General features: G+C 62.7%; 14 protein-coding genes and 1 tRNA gene. 7 read left to right on the top strand and 8 right to left on the bottom strand.

Annotation, left to right across the window (positions count from 1 at the left end):
• Positions 1–19 precede the first annotated feature (19 nt).
• Positions 20–96 (top strand) — tRNA-Met (locus ACQZ6J_RS06385).
• Positions 97–446: 350 nt separating this feature from the next.
• On the opposite strand, the gene ACQZ6J_RS06380 is transcribed toward ACQZ6J_RS06385, so the two are convergent.
• The 3 genes from ACQZ6J_RS06380 to ACQZ6J_RS06370 all read right to left on the bottom strand — a co-directional run bounded on the left by ACQZ6J_RS06380 (position 447) and on the right by ACQZ6J_RS06370 (position 5,159).
• Positions 447–3,008, bottom strand: a complete 2,562-nt coding sequence (locus tag ACQZ6J_RS06380; protein WP_449082709.1) for a GcvT family protein — start codon at positions 3,006–3,008, stop codon at positions 447–449.
• Positions 3,009–3,209: 201 nt separating this feature from the next.
• Positions 3,210–4,100 (bottom strand): amino acid ABC transporter substrate-binding protein, encoded by an 891-nt coding sequence (locus tag ACQZ6J_RS06375; protein ID WP_449082707.1) that lies wholly within the window; start codon positions 4,098–4,100, stop codon positions 3,210–3,212.
• 144 nt (positions 4,101–4,244) lie between these two features.
• Positions 4,245–5,159: a haloalkane dehalogenase gene (locus ACQZ6J_RS06370; RefSeq protein ID WP_449082705.1), complete on the bottom strand. Its 915-nt coding sequence runs from the start codon at positions 5,157–5,159 to the stop codon at positions 4,245–4,247.
• Between the two features lie 25 nt (positions 5,160–5,184).
• Between ACQZ6J_RS06370 and ACQZ6J_RS06365 the strand changes: the two genes are divergently transcribed.
• Both ACQZ6J_RS06365 and ACQZ6J_RS06360 read left to right on the top strand, forming a co-directional pair.
• Positions 5,185–5,667 carry a MarR family winged helix-turn-helix transcriptional regulator gene (locus ACQZ6J_RS06365; RefSeq protein ID WP_449082703.1) on the top strand — a complete coding sequence of 161 codons (483 nt, stop codon included), beginning with the start codon at positions 5,185–5,187 and terminating at the stop codon, positions 5,665–5,667.
• Positions 5,668–5,783: 116 nt separating this feature from the next.
• Positions 5,784–6,488: a cysteine hydrolase family protein gene (locus tag ACQZ6J_RS06360; protein ID WP_449082701.1), complete on the top strand. Its 705-nt coding sequence runs from the start codon at positions 5,784–5,786 to the stop codon at positions 6,486–6,488.
• Positions 6,489–6,586: 98 nt separating this feature from the next.
• Here the strand turns inward: ACQZ6J_RS06360 and ACQZ6J_RS06355 are convergent, their stop codons facing one another.
• The gene (locus ACQZ6J_RS06355) at positions 6,587–7,318 is read right to left on the bottom strand and encodes a dienelactone hydrolase family protein (RefSeq protein WP_449082699.1); all 732 of its coding nucleotides are present in this window, start codon (positions 7,316–7,318) and stop codon (positions 6,587–6,589) included.
• 215 nt (positions 7,319–7,533) lie between these two features.
• On the opposite strand from ACQZ6J_RS06355, the gene ACQZ6J_RS06350 reads away from it, so the two are divergent.
• Positions 7,534–9,066 carry a S10 family peptidase gene (locus tag ACQZ6J_RS06350; protein ID WP_449082697.1) on the top strand — a complete coding sequence of 511 codons (1,533 nt, stop codon included), beginning with the start codon at positions 7,534–7,536 and terminating at the stop codon, positions 9,064–9,066.
• Positions 9,067–9,074: 8 nt separating this feature from the next.
• Here the strand turns inward: ACQZ6J_RS06350 and ACQZ6J_RS06345 are convergent, their stop codons facing one another.
• Entirely contained in the window at positions 9,075–10,574 is a 1,500-nt protein-coding gene (locus ACQZ6J_RS06345; protein ID WP_163986920.1) for a mechanosensitive ion channel family protein, read from the bottom strand.
• A gap of 225 nt (positions 10,575–10,799) precedes the next feature.
• Here ACQZ6J_RS06345 and ACQZ6J_RS06340 point away from each other — a divergent pair, with 225 nt between their 5' ends.
• Positions 10,800–12,386: an aldehyde dehydrogenase (NADP(+)) gene (locus tag ACQZ6J_RS06340; RefSeq protein ID WP_449082694.1), complete on the top strand. Its 1,587-nt coding sequence runs from the start codon at positions 10,800–10,802 to the stop codon at positions 12,384–12,386.
• A gap of 84 nt (positions 12,387–12,470) precedes the next feature.
• Here the strand turns inward: ACQZ6J_RS06340 and ACQZ6J_RS06335 are convergent, their stop codons facing one another.
• Positions 12,471–13,631, bottom strand: a complete 1,161-nt coding sequence (locus ACQZ6J_RS06335) for an FAD-dependent oxidoreductase (RefSeq protein ID WP_449082692.1) — start codon at positions 13,629–13,631, stop codon at positions 12,471–12,473.
• 74 nt (positions 13,632–13,705) lie between these two features.
• On the opposite strand from ACQZ6J_RS06335, the gene ACQZ6J_RS06330 reads away from it, so the two are divergent.
• Positions 13,706–14,161 (top strand): MarR family winged helix-turn-helix transcriptional regulator, encoded by a 456-nt coding sequence (locus tag ACQZ6J_RS06330; protein ID WP_449082690.1) that lies wholly within the window; start codon positions 13,706–13,708, stop codon positions 14,159–14,161.
• 35 nt (positions 14,162–14,196) lie between these two features.
• Here ACQZ6J_RS06330 and ACQZ6J_RS06325 read toward each other — a convergent pair whose 3' ends face one another.
• Entirely contained in the window at positions 14,197–15,117 is a 921-nt protein-coding gene (locus tag ACQZ6J_RS06325) for a YncE family protein (RefSeq protein WP_449082688.1), read from the bottom strand.
• A 264-nt stretch (positions 15,118–15,381) separates the two neighbouring features.
• On the opposite strand from ACQZ6J_RS06325, the gene ACQZ6J_RS06320 reads away from it, so the two are divergent.
• Positions 15,382–16,365: a LacI family DNA-binding transcriptional regulator gene (locus tag ACQZ6J_RS06320; protein ID WP_449082686.1), complete on the top strand. Its 984-nt coding sequence runs from the start codon at positions 15,382–15,384 to the stop codon at positions 16,363–16,365.
• 70 nt (positions 16,366–16,435) lie between these two features.
• Here the strand turns inward: ACQZ6J_RS06320 and ACQZ6J_RS06315 are convergent, their stop codons facing one another.
• Positions 16,436–17,701 (bottom strand): ABC transporter substrate-binding protein, encoded by a 1,266-nt coding sequence (locus tag ACQZ6J_RS06315; RefSeq protein WP_449082684.1) that lies wholly within the window; start codon positions 17,699–17,701, stop codon positions 16,436–16,438.
• Positions 17,702–17,733: the final 32 nt, after the last annotated feature.

Genomic DNA, 17,733 nt, shown 5'->3' with positions numbered 1-17,733 from the left:
TTCGGGTTTATGTTGGTAACGCGGGGTGGAGCAGCCCGGTAGCTCGTCAGGCTCATAACCTGAAGGCCGCAGGTTCAAATCCTGCCCCCGCAACCAAATACTTCCAAAATCCAAAACAATACACGGGCACTCGCGCCAAAGACACCAAAGACTTCTTCTTCTCTCGCGATCCCAGCCCGTCGCCTAAAGCTCAGACTGCCGGCAAGACCTCAGCCTGGCGTAGCAATGATCTGTACTGGAAAAGCCGCCATCTGAGGCGGCTTTTGTGTTTCCAGCCGTATGCCTTCAAGCCATAGTTGATGAAGAGCCACGATGGAGGCGGGTGTCCCGCAATCCTTTGGAACTGGACGATGTCGCTCGCAGACCGGGCATAAGCACCAAGCGAAGCTACCCGCTGGCATGCCAGCGGGCAGGGGATGTCGTTGGTCGTTTTACAAGCGCTGATATCAGCTTCTCGGCTTCAGATTCTCCGCATCGTACAACGGCTTGTAGCCAACGCCCGCCACTTCCACAGGATAGGTCTCGCCGAAATATTCGACCTTCAGCTTGCGGCCTTCCTCGGCATAGGACCAGGGGAGGTACGCCAGCGCGATGTTCTTGCCGATGGTCGGGCCGTAGGCGATCGAGGTGGTGAAGGAGCGGCGGCCGAGGTCGTCGACGAGGGTTTCGCCGGTTTCGGGATCCATGACCGGCAGGATACCGACCGGGTAGCGCGCCACGCCGTTGGAGTCGGTATTATCGGTGACGACGAGCGTGCAAAGCATGGCGGGCTGGTGTTCGCGGGCGCGATATTCGAGGTGCTTGGCCTTGCCACGGAAATCGGCGTCCTTGACCTTCGGGCGGGCGAGATCGGCTTCGAGGAGATTATATTCCGTCAGCAGGTCGGCATTCTGCAGGCGCAGGCTCTTTTCCATGCGGCGGGTGTTGGCATAGGTCTCGACGCCAACGGCAATGGCGCCCGTCGAGCGCAGTGCGTCCCAGACGGCCAAGGCGTCGCCATAGGCCATGTGCAGTTCCCAGCCCTGTTCGCCGACATAGGAGATGCGGAATGCCGTGACGTTCTTGCCGGCAATGCGGATCTGCTTGATCGCGGCGAAGGGGAAATTTTCCTGCGACAGGATTTCCGGGCTTTCGACCACCTTCTGCAGGTTGGTGCGGGCATTCGGTCCCCAGATGCCGATGGTGACATAGCGCTCGGTGACATCGGTGATGGTGACATCGAAACCCTTGTCCTCGGCGACGCGGCGCATGTAGTGGAAGTCGCGTGGGCCGGCGTCGGCACCGTCGATCAGGCGGCAGCGGTCAGCCATGCGGATCACGGTGAAATCGGCGCGCACCATGCCCTCGTCGTCGAGGAAGTGGGTGTAGATGCCCTTGCCGATATTGGCGTCGCCGCCGATTTTTGCCGCGCAGAGCCATTCCAGCAGTTCGACATGGTCGGGGCCTTCAATGTCATACATGGCGAAATGCGAGAGGTTGATGATGCCGCAATCCTCGCTCAGCGCCAGATGCTCGGCATTGGAGACGCGCCAGAAATGGCGGTTGTCCCATTCGTTTGCGCGCACGGGGACACGGTCGCCGTATTTTTCCAGCAGATGCTCGTTTGCGGCATAGCCATGGGCGCGCTCCCAGCCGCCGAGCTCCATGAAGTAGCCGCCGAGCTCCTTCTCGCGCTCATAGAAGGGCGAGCGGCGGACGTTGCGGCCGGTCGCATAGGGTTCGCGCGGATGAACGGCGGGATTGTAGATCTTCTGGGCAGCCTCGGTGCAGCGGCCTTCGATGAACTTCTCTTCCAGCATATGCGGGTAGAAGCGGGAATAATCGATCCTGTTATGGTCGATCGGCGTGCGGCCGTCGGTCATCCAGTCGGCGACGAGCTTGCCGAAGCCGGGGCCGTCCTTCACCCAAATGGCGACGCAGTACCAAAGACCGCGGACCTTCTGGCTTTCGCCGACGGAAGGGCCGCCATCGGTGGTGACCTGCAGCAGGCCGTTGAAGGAATGGCCTTCATTGTAGCCGAGTTCGCCAAGGATCGGCGTCAACTCCATGGCGCGTTCCAGCGGCTCGAGGATCTGTTCCATGTCGAGATCGCGCTGCGAGGGCGAGAGGCGTGCCTCGTGCTTTTCGAGCAGATCGCGCGGATGGCAGAGGCGCGGGTTCTTCTCTTCGTAGTAACCCCATTCGATCTGGCCGCCTTCGGCGGTCTTCGGGTCACCGGTGTCGCGCATATAGGCGGAGTTGCCCTGGTCGCGCATCAGCGGGAAGCCGATTTCCTTGCCGGTTCCGGCGAACTCATTGTAGGGGCCAAAGAAGGTCAGCGGGTGGTCGACAGGCATGACCGGCAGGTCTTCGCCGACCATTTCGGCGATCAGGCGGCCCCAGAGGCCGGCGCAGACGATGACATATTCGGCTTCGATCGTGCCGCGATGGGTGACGACGCCGGAGATGCGGCCATCCTTGACGATGAGGGACTGGGCCGGCGTATTGGCGAAGGATTGCAGCTTGCCGCTCTTTTCGCCCTGGTCGACCAGCTTGCCGGCAACCGTCTGCGAGCGCGGAATGACGAGGCCGGCATCCGGGTCCCACATGCCGCCCTGCACCATGCTTTCCTCGATCAGCGGGAACTTCTCCTTGATCTCGGCTGGCTCGACCAGGCGGACGTTCGTGCCGAAGGCCTTGCCCGAGGTGACCTTGCGCTTGATTTCGGCCATGCGGTCGTCATCGCCGACGCGGGCGACTTCGAGGCCGCCGACGCGGGCGTAGTGACCGAGCTTATCGTAGAAATCGATGGAGTAGAGCGTCGTCCAGCAGGACAGGAAGTCGTGGCTTGTGGTGTAGCAGAAGTCGGAGGCGTGCGCCGTCGAGCCGATATCCGTGGGGATGCCGGACTTGTCGATGCCGACAATATCATCCCAGCCGCGCTCGATCAGATGATGAGCGATCGATGCGCCGACGATACCGCCGAGCCCGATGATGACGACCTTCGCCTTTTGAGGAAATACTGCCATTGCGTGCGACCCTGATTGATACTGAAAACGGATTTTATGATGTGCGCGGCGGCGACCAGAGCCTGTCTACGACATATTCAAGATGCTTGCACGACGGTCACCAGGCGCTTTGGCGTCCGGACGCGCAGGATTTCGCTGTCATGAGCGTGGCCGAGAATGTCGCAAAGGCGACGGCCTGCTCTCAGGCCCGTCTCCGCCAGATTATTGTGGGATGGACTGCATCATGATCTCGCGACGCAAGATCGGGCCTTCTTCACCAAAATAGGCCGAGAGCAGTTTGGTGAAATCATCCGATTGGAAAGTCTCGGTCAGCGTCTGATCGACGAGCAGTCGAAAAGCCGAATCGTCCTTCCGGAGCGCGATGCCATAGGGCTCGTGGGTGAAGAGGCGGTTGCCGATGACGAGCGCAGACGGCTTGTGCGCATGCGAGGCCAGATCGAAAAGCAGCGCGCGGTCGGCGAAATAGGCGTCGATCTTATGGTTTTCGAGCGCGCTCAGCCCGTCCTGATGCGTGGCGAAATCGGCGATCCGTGTTCTCGGTATATCCGGGCCCAGAGCGTCCCGCAGCGTCGCGCCCGTCGTCGTATCGGCGCGAACGCCGATCGTGCTCGTCGCCGGCGCTTGCCTGGCGGAGACCTGCGTCGGCATCTTGTCAAGGAAGAGCACCATCAGATAATCCGGCGAATCCTTGCGCAGCAGGGCACTCGCACCGGTCAGGAAGATCGGCTGCGAGAAATCGACATTCTGACGCCGGCTGAGATTGATGGTGAGCGCACCGCAAAGAAGGTCGATCTGACCACTCTTTACCGCATCGAAACCGTCGGCGAGCGTGGTTTCGACGTAATCGCGCTTCAGATTGGCGACCTTGCTTGCCACGGCATCGGCAATCCTGCCGCAAAGGTCGATGGCATAGCCCGTCGGGTTGCCATCCTTTTTCTTGAAGGAGAAAGGCGCTTCGTCGCTGACATAGCCGATACGGATCGCGCCTCTTTGCGCGATGAGATCGAGCGTCTGCGCGGCAGACGCCGCACAGGCGGATATGCCGAGAACAATGCCTGCCAGAACCAGTCGTCTCATGCAACTCGCCAGCATATCCTGATCTCCGAAAGAAAAATGGGCGATCGCAAAGGCTTAGGCGCAGATTATGATCTGTCGGGGTTTTGTCAACGGCGGATTGTCCTCGATGGTTGGCAATCGAGCAGGAGTGGCGCAAACATCCTGCCCGAAAGCGGGCAGCTAGCTGGACAAGGCGTGGCGATCCGCCCAGTCGGAAATCGCCGCGGCGATGGCCTCTGGCTGATCTTCCGGCGCGTTGTGTCTGGCCGGCCCGCAATTCCTGATTTCGAGACTGGCCATGTTGTCCCGGCACCAGGCTGTCATCGCCTCGCCGATCAGCAGCGTATCCGCCGGGCCTTCGAAGGTCAGCAGCAGTTTGGGGACGCCAGCGCTTTCGGCAAGCCAGGTGTCGTAGGCTTCGATCCGCCTGATCACCTCGGCCGGCTCGCCCTCGATCGGCATGGAGCGCGGCCAGGCGAGCAGCGGCCTGCGGCTTTCGCGCGTCGGATAGGGTGCGGCGTAAACGGCGTGATCGTCTTCGCCAAGTCCCTTGAGAATAGTGGCCCTCAGGGCCTGTTCGATGAAGAAATTCTCGTCCAGCACCTTCGTTTCGCCGATCCCCGGCGAGCGCAATGCTTCATAACGAGGACGCGCGTTCGGGAGGTCGGCCCAGCTCATCGGTCTTACGATCGTTTCCATGAAGGCGATGCCGCGCACGCGCTCGGGATGGCGGGCGGCCCAGTCGAAGCCGAGCGCTCCGCCCCAATCGTGACCGACCAAGATAACGCCGTCGAGTGCCAGTGCGTCGAACCAGGCGTCGAGATAGCGCGCATGATCGTCAAATGTGTAGGCGATATCGGGTTTGCCGGAGCGGCCCATGCCGATGAGATCGGGAGCAAGGCGGCGGCCCGGCGTGGTCACGGCCGGCGACACATGCCGCCAGAGATGGGACGAGGTGGGATTGCCGTGCAGGAAGACGAAGGGCGTTCCCGCTCCGGCATCCTCGTAGAAGAGTGTCGAGTCCAGCACCTTGAGCGAAGGCATGCGGGTATCCTTTCCTGAGGAGAGATGGTAAGGTGCCTGTCTATCTATCATAATAGTCAGGCACCTGTCTACATTCATGGAAAAGCCTCTTCCCACGCATTTGTCACTGGGCCTGCTGCTGCGGCTCGTTCACCAGCATTGGACGCAGGATGTCGATGCCGCGCTGGAGACGGCGGGCTTCGGCGATATCCGCCCGCCGCATGCCAACGTCTTCACTTTCGTGCGTCCCGAGGGAATCCAGGTGAGCGAGCTCACCCGGCTCGCGCATGTCCGCAAGCAGACGATGACACAGGCGGTGGAAGAGCTGGAGCGTCTTGGTTACGTCGAACGTCGGCCGGACCCGAACGACCGGCGTGCGCGGCTGGTGTTCTTGACCGAGCGCGGCAAGGGGGTGCGTCCGGTCGCCATGGCTGCCGGGCGGCTGGTCGACCAGCGCTGGTCCGACATGGCCGGTTCGGAAGAGATCGAGGCTCTCAAACAGGCCCTGCAGACCTTGCTCGGGAAGCTGCGCGGCGGCGACCACGGCGGCGAGGCGCCATCGGATGAGGCCGGCGCTTAGCGGCGCCATGCCGCTCGCAATCGCGCGGGCAATGGGTGCATCACGAAGAGTTTCGGTGCCTCGTCGCGATTTGTGACCTATCTCTCTTGCACCACCGTCAATCCAAGGGGACGTCGATGCAGGAGAGGAATTCGATCAGAAAGACAAATGGCAGGGTGCGGCGTGCGGGCCTTGCGGCCGGCGCGGCTCTGGCCGTCCTTTGTGCCACCTTCAGCGTTGCCTGGACCTCGCCGGCGGCGGCGCAAACGATCGTCGACGATTGGCATAAGGTGAAGCCGCCGGCTCCGCCCGAGCTGAAATCCGTTACGGTCGATCCGAAGACGACGGCTTTGCTGATCCTCGATTTCAACGGCGCGCAGGATCCGTCCAAGGGGCCTTGTAACAAGAACACCAAGCCGCGCTGCCTTGTCTCCGTGCCCAAGGTCAAAACCCTGCTGGATCAGGCGCGTGCCAAGGAGATGCTTGTGGTCTTCAGCCTGGCCGGCGTTGGCGAACCGCAGGATATCGCAACGGCGCTGGCGCCTTTGGCAAGCGAGCCGATCGTCAAATCCGGCCCCGACAAGTTCATCGGCACCAATCTGCGCAGCATTCTCTCCGACAAGGGCATCAAGACCGTCATCGTCACAGGCACGGCCTCGGAAGGCGCGGTCCTCGACACCGCGACCGACGCGGCCCTCAACGGCATGAACATCGTGCTGCCCGTCGACGGCATGTCCTCCACCGAGCCCTATGGCGAGCAATATGTGGCCTGGCATATGGTCAACGCGCCGGGAGTGTCGCAGAAGACGACGCTCACCAGCATCGACAGGATCAAGTTCTGATCGGCCGAGGATCGCTCTACCGCCGATAGAGGGGAGGCACCCCGCTGAAGCTGCGCGTCAACGGGATGCCCCCATGAATTGTTTAGGCGAAGAATTGTTTAGGCGAAGGCTTCGTCGAACAGGTTCAGCAGCCGTTTCCAATGTCTTTCCGCGCCGGTTGCATCATAGACGCCATGATCGGGCACGGTCCATCCATGCGCCATGCCGACATAGTTTTCGACGATGTGATCGACGCCGCCGGTGCGGAGTGCTTCGGCCAGGCGAGCCGATTGCTCGGGCGGGAAGCTGTTATCGACGCCGGCGACGCCGACATAGACGCGCGCCTTGATATCGGCGGCGAGCCGATGCGGGCTGTCTTCCGCGTCGCTGGCAAGATTGCCGCCGTGAAAGCTCGCCGCAGCGGCGATGCGATCCGGATAGGCGGCGGCTGCGGTCAATGCGCGGGCCCCGCCCATGCAATATCCGACCACGCCCACCGCACCCTTGGCGCCGGCCGCCGCCAGCGTATCGAGGAAGGCGGCACTGTCGACCCTGGTCATGCCCTGTGTCGTGCCGCGCAGCATCGTCATGATCGCTTCACGGGATGCCGGATTGCCGAAGGAATTGCCGTCGAAGGGGCCATAGGCGCCGAAACGATAGAACAGATCGGGCAGCAGCACGATATAGCCTGCATCCGCCAGCCGTTGCGCCATGCCGTCAAGCGATGCGCGCGGCCCCATGGCATCCATGTAGAGGATTACGCCCTGCTCGGCGGAAGCGCCGTTGTCCGGGCGGAAAATGGCGGCTTTCGCCGTGCCGTCCGCCGTCTTGATTTCGATATCCTGTTTCATCGTCGTATCCCTTGCGATCTTTTTCTCGTTTCGTGACCAAGTGTTGCGAGATACTTTGGCAAACGGCCCATAGGCCCTCAAGAGCGCCTTCCTCCAAAGTGCCGAGAATCGTTGATCCGGCGATCAACATCTCTTGAGTTTCGGTGAGCATCCTTCGTGACATAGTATCGCCGGCAACATCGTCTACGTGATGAACCTTTGGAGGATACGATTTCATGTCTTTTCGCCAGACGGTTCCCGGCCTTGTGCTGGCTTTTTCCCTGATGTCCGGATCCGCATTTGCCGCTCCCCCCGAGCAGGCTCGCAGCGCGCCCGCCGGTGGTGGGGGCGGCGTGCTCTCGCTCCTGCCGCCCGATGCGGTGAGCGACCATGTGCTGAACGCGGACGGCAAGGCCATGCCCTATACGGCGACGGCCGGAACGCTCGATCTTTTCGGTCAGGACGGCCAGCGTAGCGGCGCGATCTTCTATACCGCCTATGTCGCAAAGAACCGGGATGCGAACCGGCCCGTGACTTTCGTGTTCAATGGTGGTCCAGGCGCCGCCTCGGCCTTCCTCAACCTCGGGCTCGTCGGGCCGCGCATTGTCGATTTCGGCCCCGATGGCCGCGATGGCGCCAATGCCAAGCTGGTCGACAATCCGCAAAGCTGGCTCGAATTTACCGATCTCGTATTGATCGATCCGATCGGCACCGGCTGGAGCCGCACCGTCAAGCCGGACGACCAGAATGATTTCTACAGCGTGAGTGGCGATGCCGAAAGCCTGGCCAAGGCGATCGCTCTTTACGTTTCCCACAACAGCCGGGCCGCGTCGCCGAAATATATTCTCGGGGAAAGCTATGGCGGCTTCCGCTCCGTGAAGGTTGCCGACAGCCTGCGCGAGGATCAGGGTATTCTGATTTCGGGCATCGTCATGCTCTCGCCCCTGCTGGAGGGCCGGCTGGTTTTCGGCGGCAGCGGAGATGCGCTCGGCGCGGCTCTGGAGCTGCCCTCTCTGGCTGCTGCCGAACTGGAACGGAAGAATGCCTTTGACGACAAGGCTGTCCAGGACGCCGAGGCTTTCGCCTTGAACGAATATCTGCCCGTTCTCGCCGGGCCGCCGCCCTCGGGCGATGCCGCCAACGCCTTCTATGGTCGCGTGGCGAAGCTGACCGGCATTCCCGAGGCGGTGGTCGCCAGAAACCAGGGCTTTCTTGGCAACGTCTATCAGAAGCATGTCGATGGCGGAGGCAACGATGTAGCGAGCGCCTACGATGCGGCCTTTCTTGCTCCCGACCCTTACCCGCAATCCGAGGCCGAGCATGGCGGCGACCCGGTTCTCGATGGGTTCGTCCGTGCCTATGGCGGCGCCTTTTCGGGCTATGTCCGTGACGAGCTGGGTTTTCGCACCGACATGACCTACACGCTGCTGTCGACTTCCGTGAACAGGGAGTGGAAGTGGGGCGGGCGCAATGGCGGCTCGCGTCTGAGCGCCGGCGTCGGCGATGATCTCAAGGAGCTGCTGTCGCTGTCGCCATCCTTCCGGCTGATGGTGGGGCAGGGCTATAGCGATCTCGTCATTCCCTTCGGCGTCAACAAATATGTGCTCGATCACATGCCGTCGGCCTTCGCCGATCGCGTGGCGCTGAAGCTCTATCGCGGCGGCCACATGTTCTACACGCGGCCGGCCTCGCGCGAGCAGTTCACGGCGGATGCCAGGGTATTCTACGGCGGGCAGGTTCAGATCCCGCCGGCGACAAAATCGAACTGATTGCCTCGCTACAGCTGGAACAGGTGCTTGATGCGCGAACTCAGCGTCGAGACGGGTGCGCCGTTGACCAGCATATCGGCGCTGGCAAACAGATGCCGCTCCGCCTCGATGCGTTTCGCCATGATCGCACCCAGCTCTTCGGCAAGAGCTGGCCTGTCATGCAGCAGCGGTGACAGGCAATCCTCGCCGATTTCATAGGTGACGACGAAGGTGAGGGCGCGGACGGTTCCCACTTCGCCATTGCCCATCAGCAGGCCGTTTTCGCCGAAGTAATCGCCGGGGGCCAGTCGCGTCAGTTCGATCTGGCGATGGCCCTCGCGGCGGGTGACGCTGACGACCCCTGACCGCATGATCGTGAGTGAGCGCAGCCGCGCGTCCTGCTCGGCGATGACGGCATCCTTGTGATAGGTGCGCCGCTGCATATGCGTTGCAAGATGCTCCTTTTCGTCTTCTGTCAGCGACGAGAAGAGGGGGATGTTGTTGAGCAATCGCCATGGCGTGCCGGGATTTTGCTGCCTGCCCGTAGCGTCGCTCTTGTAGTCCGTCGGAAACGTGATTGCCCCGGGAGCCCCGGCGAATTTCAGGCCGGCTGCTTTGACGTGGCGGTAGAGAAGATCGTAGATCTCGTTCTTGGCGGCCGTCGTCTGGGACATATCGCGCACGCGGAAAGAAAGCTGCAGCTCGATCGCCTGTTCATCGATGGAGTCGATCGCGACCGTGGGCTCGGGCGTCTTCTGGATGAAATTGCAGCTGATCAATACGTTCTGCATGACATCGGCGACGATGCTTGGCTGCGTTGTCGGCTGAATCCTCACTGTGACGGTGACGCCATGGCTCTCGTCGGGCGACGAGTAGTTGGTGAGCCGCGTCTTGGCGAGAACGCTGTTCGGAATGACCACCAGGTCATTGGTGCCGCTCAGCAATTGCGTCGCGCGCCAGTTGGTTTCGACGACACGGCCCTGGATATCGTTTTCGAGCACGATCCAGTCGCCGACGGAATAGGGGCGGCCGAGATTGAGCGCGATGCCGGAGAAGACGTCGCTCAGGGTGCTTTGCAAGGCGAGACCGAGAATGATGGCGAAGACGCCCGATGTGGCGATCAACGTGCCGATCGGGACGCTGAAAACGTCACCGACGATGGAGAGAATGGCGCCGAGATAGATGATGCCGACAACCAGATCCTGTATGAGCCGGCCTTCGCGCGGCTTGCGTTCGAAGATCAGGAAGAGACGCACGAAGGCGATCAGCACCCAGGCGCCGTTGACCCACCAGATGATCTTGGCAACACCGGTGAAGGTGCGCAGCGCGACCGAGTTCTCAGGCGGACTCGGCTCGTAAGGGACGATGCCGTGATAGAGCAACAGGACCGTCAGAGAGACGAAGAATATGATCTGGCTGATCAGGCGACCGGCGCGCTGACGGCGCAGCATGATGCGGCTGACGAATGTGCCGACGACAACCAGGATACAGAACTGGACGATCGGATCACCAAGAAGTGCAATGGACATAGGGGTTTGGCCGCACTCGGTCTTTCGGATGGACGCTAAATTGGCACGAAAGACGCCGGGACGCCATATGGGGATGAAACAAGGTGAAATGCGGCCGGAATCGCTACCCCTACGGCGCGCGCCTTGATAATTAGATGACGATTATCATCTTACATCTGTCATCCCATCCTGTTATCTGCTTTCGAGGCGTGGAGCTTCGCGCTCCGACATCATCAAGGAATACCCATGACACAGTCTTTTGTGATTAACGGCGATTTGCTGATCGGCACGGATTCGACCGGCGACAACAGAACCGCGCGTGCCATCAATCCGGCAACCGGCGCACATCTGGAGCCGGCCTTTGCGATTGCCGCCGAGGCCGATGTGGCAAGGGCCTGCGAACTGGCTGCCCAGGCTTTCGACGCCTATCGTGCGACCAGCCCGGAGCAGCGTGCGGCATTCCTCGAAAAGATTGCCGACAACATCATGGAGATCGGTGATGCGCTGATCGAGCGGGCGACGGAAGAGACCGGCCTGCCGGTGGCACGCTTGCAGGGCGAGCGCGCCCGCACGATCGGCCAGCTGCGGCTGTTCGCGCAGGTCGTCCGTTCCGGCGAGTGGCTGGACCTGCGGGTCGATCCGGCATTGCCGGAACGCAAGCCGCTGCCACGCCCGGACCTGCGCCTGCGCCAGATCCCGCTTGGCCCGGTCGCCGTCTTCGGCGCCAGCAACTTCCCGCTTGCCTTCTCGGTCGCCGGTGGTGACACCGCGTCGGCGCTTGCCGCCGGCTGCCCGGTCGTCGTCAAGGGTCATCTCGCCCATCCGGGCACGGGCGAGCTTGTCGGCCGCGCCATCCGCGCCGCCGTTGCCGCTTGCGATCTTCCGGAGGGTACGTTCTCGCTGCTGACGGGCGCCAACGAAACCGGTGCGGCGCTGGTGCGCGATCCCCGCATCAAGGCGGTCGGCTTCACCGGTTCGCGTGGCGGCGGCCTGGCGCTTGGCGCCATTGCGGCAGCCCGGCCGGAGCCGATCCCGGTCTATGCCGAGATGAGCAGCGTCAACCCGGTCTTCCTCTTCCCGGCAGCGCTTGCCGCGCGCGCCGAGGCGATCGGCACGGGCTTCATCGACTCGCTGACGCTTGGCGCGGGGCAATTCTGCACCAATCCGGGCCTGCTCTTCGCCATCGAGAGCCCCGATCTCGACCGTTTCGTCCAGGCTGCTGGCGATGCCCTGACCGGCCGCGCTCCGGCTCCGATGCTGACGCCGGGCATTCACGCCGCCTTCGACAAGGGCGTTGCGGCGCTGGCCGAGCATGAGGCGGTCAAGACCGTCGCCCATGGCGCGCCGGCCGAAGGCGTCAATCGCAGCCCCGGCATCTTTTTCGAGACGGATGTGGAGCAGTTCCTCGCCGACGAGCGCCTGGGGCATGAGGTTTTCGGCGCCGCGAGCCTTCTGGTGCGCTGCAAGGACATCGACCAGATGATCGCGGTTGCGGAGAAGCTCGAGGGCCAGTTGACGGCAACCCTGCAGATCGAGGCGGGTGACCATGCCACGGCCGCCAAGCTGGTGCCGGTGCTGGAGCGCAAGGCCGGGCGCATTCTCGCCAACGGCTGGCCGACCGGCGTCGAAGTCTCCCACGCCATGGTGCATGGCGGGCCTTTCCCGGCAACGTCGGACAGCCGTACGACGTCGGTCGGCACGCTTGCCATCCGCCGCTTCCTGCGGCCGGTTTCCTATCAGGATCTCCCGGAAGGGTTGCTGCCGACCGAGCTTCGCGACGACGGCGTCAGCGCGCTGCCACATCTCCTCGATGGCGTGCGCAAGGGTCATTAGGCCGAGCGGATATTCCCGCGGAACACAGGGATATGCGTTTTTGGAAGCGGGCCGTGTTCGCCCGCTTCCTGTCTGGTTTTAAATCTAAGCCGCCACCCCGTGCCCGCGGGCTTCGAGGTGGGCCTTGTAGTGCTGGAGCGAGAGTTCCGCTCCAAGGTGGGATAGCTCGGTGGCGACCGCCTCGGCGGCATGTTCCGCCGGTTCCACGACGCGTTCGAACATCTCGGCTTCATAGGTCTTGACGGCGTGCCGCCAGTCGTCGTTTTCGAGGAGCTGACGGGCGAGTTCGGCCGCGTCCAGCATTGCCGCGTTCACGCCTTCGCCGCCGAAGGGCGACATGACATGCGCGGCATCGCCGAGCAGCGTTATGCCGATGCGGTTCCGCCAGTGATGTCCGACCGGCAGCGCATGGATCGGTCTTGAAACGATATGGTCGCTGCCGGCTTCGATGAGAGCAACGATGGTCGGCGCCCAGCCCTCGAATTCGGCCGCCAGCCGGGCGCGGGCCTTCGCCGGGACCGTAAAGTCGAAGGTCTTGTCCGCCCAGTCGGCGGGAACGCGAAAGATGGCGTAGCCGCGCAGATGGGCGTTGCCGTTGCGCTGGACGATCAGGCCTCTTGCGTCCGCCTCGACGCCGATCTTGCCACGGCCGACGAGGGCTGCGAGAGCGGGATGGCTGGTGTCGACGTCGTCGATGCCGAATTCGATGAAGGTGATGCCGGTGTATTGCGGGCGGTAGGACGATACGAGCGGTCTCACCTTGGACCAGCTGCCATCGGCGCCGACGACGAGATCGAAAGGACCGACCGTTCCGCTGTCGAAAACCAGATCATAGGTGCCGTCGTCGCGCGGACGCACCTCGCGCAGGCCGTGGTTCCAGCGGATGATTTCTTCCGGCACGGAGGCCAGCAGGATATTCCGCAGTGCGGTGCGGTCCACTTCCGGCCTTTCGGATTCATCGGCATCGTCGTCGGCAAAGAGCAGCGTGCCGTCCTTGTCGTAGAGGCGGCTTCCCTGGTCCTCGTAGCGGGCGATCTTCCGGAATTCTTCGTAGAGACCGGCACGGCGTAGCGCGAGCTGGCCGGAGTCCAGGTGCAGGTCGAGCGTGCCACCCTGCGGCCGGGAAAGCGCGTGTTCTTCACGTTCGAAGACTGTGGTCGGCATGCCCGCCTGATGAAGGATGCGGGCCAGCGTCAGGCCGCCGGGGCCGGCGCCGATGATGGCGATGCGGGGATAGGATTTCATGGACAGGGTTCTCATAATTTCGTACATAGGTACCTATATAATTCAACATAGGTACCTATGCAAGTGGTGGGGAAATGACCGATTGGGATTTGTTCGATACGCCGGCGCCGCTCATCAACATGGCGTCCCGCGCCTTTTCGCGTCTCGGCGAGCGGCGGGTGAAGGCGCTTGGCTTCAGCATCGGCCAGCTGCCGGTGCTGTATCTGCTTCGGAACGGGGCGCAGATGTCACAGAAGGATCTGGCGAAGTTTGCGAAGATCGAGCAGCCGTCGATGGCGCAGATGCTGGCGCGCATGGAGCGCGACGGGCTGATCCGGCGCACGCCCGATCCGGCGGATGGGCGCAGCAGCCTCATATCCCTGACCGATGCGGCGATTGCCAGGCTTCCGGCCGCGCGTCAGGCCCTGGAAGAGGGACGGGAGGCGGTTCTCGCGGGCTTCAGTGCCGATGAAGTTCAAACGCTGGTTCAACTCATGCGCCGGCTGAACCAGAATCTCGACCGGATGGTTGCCGAGGAGGATGGCTCGTAGGCGCGCTTTTGTCCGCGCGCCCACGATTTCAGCGTTCAGATTTCGGCGTAGACGATGCCGGTGAACGAGCCGGCATGGTGCAGGAGCTCCCGTTCGCTCGAACCGTCGAGGCTCGCGGAATAGAGATTGCCGCCGATATCGGTGAAGAACATGCGATTGTTGGGCAGATCGAGCGACAGGCCGATGCCTTCGTCGAGGCCTTCGAGAACGACGTCCGAGGTTGCGGCGATATCGTCCATCTGGGCGCGATTGACGGTGTTGCCACGCGGGAGATTGCCGCGGTCGGTCCAGTAGATCGTGCGGGTCGCCAGATCCAGTTCGAGATCGATCGGCTCGGGCAGCTTGTCGAGCAATGTTTCGATGTCGCTGCGGTTCGTTGCGGTTTCGCCCGCCGGTATGTCGATGCCGGCGCGAAGGATGCGGCCGAGGCCGGCATCCGGCGGTCCCTTCTGGGTCCAGTAGATCTGCCCGAGCGGCAGGTCGAGGGCGATGCCGACGCACCAGCGTTCGATATCGGCGCTGTCTGACGGACTGTCACCGTTCTGCACCAGGGTTTCGATATCGCTGCCGTCGATATTGGCGCGCATGACGCGCATGCCTTCGCGGTCGCACCAGTAGAGCTTGCCGTTGTCGCGGTCGAGCTGGATCTGCTTCGGCGTGACCAGCGTGCTGCCCGGCGGGATCAGCGTGACATGATTGCCGCCGTCGAGGTCCATGCGCTCGATCGAGCCGTCATGGGCGTTGTAGTCGTTGCCCATCTCCGTCCAGTAGATCCAGCCGTTCTCGCTGTCGACGAGAATGCCGTCCGGGCTGCGGCCCGAGCGCTGGACGATGAGCTTGAGATCGGTGCCGTCGATGGCAGAGGAAAGAATTCGTCCGTCGTTGATATCGAGGAAGAACAGCCTTTCGGTCTTGTCGGCGGAGGTGGCAGGCGTCCGTGCTTCTGCTTCAGACATGAGAGCGTCCTTTCAAAGGGTCGGATCTGCGGATCACAGCGCGGCCATCATGACATCGGTTGATGACAGCATCATTCGCCTGGGATCATGACGATGATCTGTTGCGTTGCAGCAAAGATCAAGAGCGCAGTTGTCTCCGACGGAGCAAGGCATCGTCAAATAACTGTCATCCGCTTGATATAAATCCGCGCCAGGCCCTGTGGGTCAATCCTTGCGGACATATCGGCCCTGGGCCGAAATCCGAAGCCGGAGGTGCTTGATATCATGTCGACGCTCCAGCAGGTCGCTTTTCGTGCCGGTTGCTCGGTCGCGACCGCCAGCCGGGTGCTGAACCGCAACGGCCCGGTGAGCGACGAGATGGTGCGGCGCGTGCGCCGGGCGGCGGCGGAGCTCGGCTATCGGGCCGGCAGCCGCAACGGCCAGGCGCGGCCGGCGATAGGCGTGCTCATTCCCAGCATCACCAATCCGGTCTTTGCGGCTTCGCTCTCCAGCATCCAGAACAGGGCGCTCCATGCCGGTCACAGCGTGCTGATCGCGCAGTCGAACTACGATCCGGCGCAGGAAGCCGATGCCGTCGCCTCCCTGCTGCAGCAGCAGCCGACCGGCCTCATCCTCACCGTCTGCGACCCCGAGCGCAGCCTGGCCCTATCCTCCGCGCTGCCGCCGACCGTGCTGCTCGGCAACCTGCCGACCACGCGCTTCACCGCTGCCGTCGCGACCGACAATTTCGGCGCGGGGCGGGATCTGGCCGATCATCTCCTGCACAAGGGGCATAGCCGCATCCTGTTCATATCGGGCCATTTCTCGGCATCGGATCGGGCGAAGCTACGCTATCTCGGTTATGTCAGGGCGATGGAGGCGGCGGGGCAGCCGCCTCTCGATGCGCTGGAGATTTCCTTCGTCAGCAGCCTGGAGCAGCTCGATCTTTCGGATGCGGTGTCGCGTCTGCGCCCGACGGCGATCATCGCCTCCAATGATCTTCTGGCGCTTGGTGTCATGGGGGCGCTCCGACGTCAGGGTCTTTCGATCCCGCGCGACATCTCGGTTGCCGGCTTCGACGGCATTTCGCTCGGCTTTCTGGCCGAGGTTTCCCTGACGACGGTCGAGATACCGGATGGGACCATGGGGGCGGCGGCGGCCTCGCTGCTGCTCGACATGGCGGAAAATGCCGCGCAGCCGCGCCACCTGACCGTGCCCTACCGGCTGCGCGCAGGCGGAACGGTGCGCGATCTCACGATCCAGTCCTGACGCATCGCTGCACATGCAAACGCCGCCTCCCCGAGGAAGGCGGCGCGATGTTTTCAGGCCGGCCGAAAGATCAGCTGCGCGGCAGCATCCCTTCGACGTCGGCAGCGGCGTCATCGAGGGCTTCCTTCGGCGTGGCCGAGCCGTCGACGATGCGCGAGAGGTTGTCGACGATGGTCTGCGTGACCCTGACGCCGTTGGCACCGGGGAAGGCATACCAGGGGATCATCACCGACATCTGGTTGAGGCTGGCCTGGAACAGCGGGTTCTTCTTGTAGAAGTCGCCGAGATATTCCGAAGACTTGGCGGCGAGTTCGTTGTTCGGAACGTAGCCGGTGCCGGGAACGACGACCGATGCGCCGTAGGGGCCGGCGGCGAACTTGGCGAACTTCCAGGCGGCGTCTTCCTTGACCGGGTCATGCGTCAGGATGACGACGGCGTTGCCGCCCGTGGGAAGGCGGCCGTTGACCGGATCGATCAGCGGGATCTTCGCGGTGCGCAGGTCGAACTTGGTGCCGACATTCTTGATGGTGTTGATGAGCGCGCCGGTGGTCTGGAATTCGAAGCCGACCTTGCCGGCCGCGAAGGCCTGTTCGCCGGCAGCCTTGGTGAAGACCGGCATGCCGCCTTCCTTGACCATGCGCTCGATCATGTCGACGGCCTTCTGTCCCTCGGGGCCGTTGAAGGCAACCTTGGTCTCATCGTCGCTCAGCATCTTGCCGCCGGCGCCGAAGAGGAGGGCGGAGAACATCCAGTCGTCACCCTGCCAGCGGAAGTCGATGCCGTCGACGCCGTTGCCGAGCGCCTTGATCTTGCCGGCGAGCGTCAGGACTTCGTCCCAGGTCTTCGGCGGGTTGTCCGGGTCGCCGCCGGCAGCCTTCACCAGGTCGGCATTGTAATACATGATCGGGTTCGAGGTCGCGAAGGCGAGGCCGACCTGCTTGCCCTTGACCTGGGCGAGCTTGAGGATGGTATCGGAGAAGCCCTGCTCGGCCATGTTGCCGTCCTTCTGGACGAGCGGTCCGAGATCGACGGCGACATTGCGCTCGTCCATCATGCGCAGGCGGTTGAGGCCGATGAAGGTGACATCGGGCATCTCGCTGGTGCCGGCCTGGCGAAGGATGGTCTGGATGCCTTCCTCATAGGTGGCCGAAGGGGCGGCGAACTGGATCTTGATGTCGGGATTCTGTTCCATGAACTTCTTCGAGATCGTGTCCATCACGTCCTTGAAGAAGCCCGGCATGGGATAGTGAACCGTCAGGGTGGTTTCGGCATAGGCCGGGACCGACACGACCATCGAAATGGCCGCGGCGGCGAGAATCTGGGTGATATGCTTCATCGCTCGTTCTCCGTTTTCAAATTTCGAACCGG

The sequence above is a fragment of the Rhizobium sp. A37_96 genome (assembly GCF_053521765.1).
The sequence above is the reverse complement of the archived record's forward strand: the minus strand, read 5'-3'. Positions and strand labels throughout refer to the sequence as shown.